The sequence below is a fragment of the Xanthomonas sp. 3058 genome, from assembly GCF_014199765.1.
Lineage (GTDB): Bacteria > Pseudomonadota > Gammaproteobacteria > Xanthomonadales > Xanthomonadaceae > Xanthomonas > Xanthomonas campestris_B.
In genome coordinates, this window is the sequence record NZ_JACHOF010000053.1 from 1 (window position 1) to 2,069 (window position 2,069).

Genomic DNA, 2,069 nt, shown 5'->3' on the forward strand with positions numbered 1-2,069 from the left:
CTCAGCGTCACCGAACGTCAGTTGCATGGATCACTCCTCAACATCAGGCGGGTAGTGTCGCGTATCTGTGGTGCGTTGTTCAGAGGTTCCCTAACGCATGAACATGTTCCGCGCACTGCGCAAAGATCGGGGGCAGTTCTTGCGAGTCAAGGGTCAACGGTGCCGGCGGTCCGAAGGGGTGCGCCCCTTGATGATAAAGGGGGGCGCTGCGCTCAAGGATAGAGTCCCAGGTCCTGCCGTCCCAATTATGGATATCTCCGGATGGAGTGGTGACAGATAAGCTACCTTCGCGATCAACTCGCACCTGAGAAATTTCTTCTCTGGCCAGTTCATTTCTTCCTGCAATCGTCAGCGCGGGACCAGGCGTTCTTTCATCCATCCTGGCAAGGATCCGTGAGCCATTTGCCGGATCACGTAACATCGCGTCGAACAATTGCAAGCTAGGATCATTATTGAACCCTTGGGCCAAGGCCGGATTGTTGGATTCCCTGATCTTGGAACGCCATTCCTCGCTACCTTGCCCTTGCCCGAGTTCCAATGCGTTGACAAGGTTAACTCCCTGGAGCGTCGCATCGCGCCCGGACACGATCGCGGCCCGGGCTGCAGGATTCAGCCCGTTGATGCCTTGATTCCCGATCCATGCGCTCACTGTATCCGCAGTCATGCCGTTCGATTGCTGGAGGCTTTCGACAAGCAAGGCTCCACGGGCCTGGTTCTGGTTAAAGAGTTTGCTGGTCACGGCAACGATCGCGGCGGCTTGCTCGGGATGGTCCCGATTGAGGTCTTGCAGCCAGCTTATCTGCGAGAGGGGCTGACCAACCGCCTGCCATTTTCGATCTACCTGCTGATCGTTCAGGCCTTGAACAAATGTCCGCCCAGCGTCTGACCTGAGGAATTCGTTGAGGCGATCTTGCTCTGCGGCGGAAAGGTCATTACCCACTTGCCCTCGCGTTTGCAGGCGTTGCAGAAGATTCGTCTGCTCTTCCTGATTGAACTGCTGTTGAGGCGTGGCCCACTCCGCATAGCAACCAAGCATCTCCTCGGCTGCAGCACCTCGTCCAGGCTGACCGAAGTCCCACTGCATGATGCCTACGGACCAGCCGGAATTTCCTGTGCTGTGTTGCAAGGCGTACGCGGCACTCAGATTCACTTCGCTGGCGCGGCCAACAGCATTGTAGGCAAGTACCTCGAAGCTTTCACGACTCAATGCGTCGTAGCGATATCCTTGTGGCATCTTGGTTCCCCTATGGAATGGCTTTTATCAGCTGCTCCAGTTGTTCGATACGTAGTCGCGTTGCATTGACGCTGCACTGTGTAGTCAGGTTTTCTTGTTCATTGCGAGACATGCCCTGTACCAATGGCTCGGCTTGGCAATAGGCATCTCGATAGGTTCGCCAGGCTTTAGAAGCATCAGTAAAATTCTTTTCCAGATCATCCAGATAAGCCGGATCGTCCGTTGTATAGCTGCTGTAACGCACGCGCGCCTTGTCGAGGATTGCTTTTTCTATTCCTGTCAATTTGTCATTGATCGAACGAGTTTCACGTACCGACATGCAGATTGCGCCCAATCGCTTACAGTCAGTTTCAGGCAACGCCAAGAGGCAGGCTTCCCGGTCTTTGGGTGTCGCACTACGGGAGCAGTCCGAACCGCTTTTTGTTGACGAAGCGCTTGGCTGGCCTGAAGCGGCGGCGCCGGCATCCGGCGCCGAGCAGCCAGCCAATGACAGCAATGCCAATGTCGCTATCCATCGCATGGCGTTTCCCAGCGGCAAGGCGGCTTCATCGGATCTTTTTCTGCGGGCGACCATCGGCATTCTCTAGGCATAACCGTTTGACAGCCAAGCTAGCCAGAGAAGTTGCCTTGAATCAAGCGACGATGGCCTGACGCCAGCCGGTCAGAGCGATAGAGGCCTAAGAGCGGCTTACAAAACGACTTCGCCTCAGCCTACTGCAGGCCGGCTGATCTGCGGCCTGGCTGGGCGGGCAAGGACCAGTCGAGATGGTCGGCATGCATGGGTTTAAACACAGCAACCAGCGGAGTCTCTGGTGCGGTGTCCTCGCCGCTGGCG

Annotated in this window: 2 protein-coding genes; both read right to left on the reverse strand. The window is 56.3% G+C overall.

Going from position 1 to position 2,069, the window contains the following annotated elements; all coding sequences use genetic code 11:
• Positions 1-79: 79 nt before the first annotated feature.
• Positions 80-1,234: a hypothetical protein gene (locus tag GGR61_RS20875; RefSeq protein WP_184623839.1), complete on the reverse strand. Its 1,155-nt coding sequence runs from the start codon at positions 1,232-1,234 to the stop codon at positions 80-82.
• A 10-nt stretch (positions 1,235-1,244) separates the two neighbouring features.
• Entirely contained in the window at positions 1,245-1,808 is a 564-nt protein-coding gene (locus GGR61_RS21315) for a lysozyme inhibitor LprI family protein (RefSeq protein ID WP_260289073.1), read from the reverse strand.
• Positions 1,809-2,069 lie beyond the last annotated feature (261 nt).

Excerpts from the sequence above, each read along its gene's own strand:
- GGR61_RS20875 (WP_184623839.1), bottom strand. The coding sequence starts at position 1,234 with ATGCCACAAGGATATCGCTACGACGCATTGAGTCGTGAAAGCTTCGAG.
- GGR61_RS21315 (WP_260289073.1), bottom strand. The coding sequence starts at position 1,808 with ATGGTCGCCCGCAGAAAAAGATCCGATGAAGCCGCCTTGCCGCTGGGA.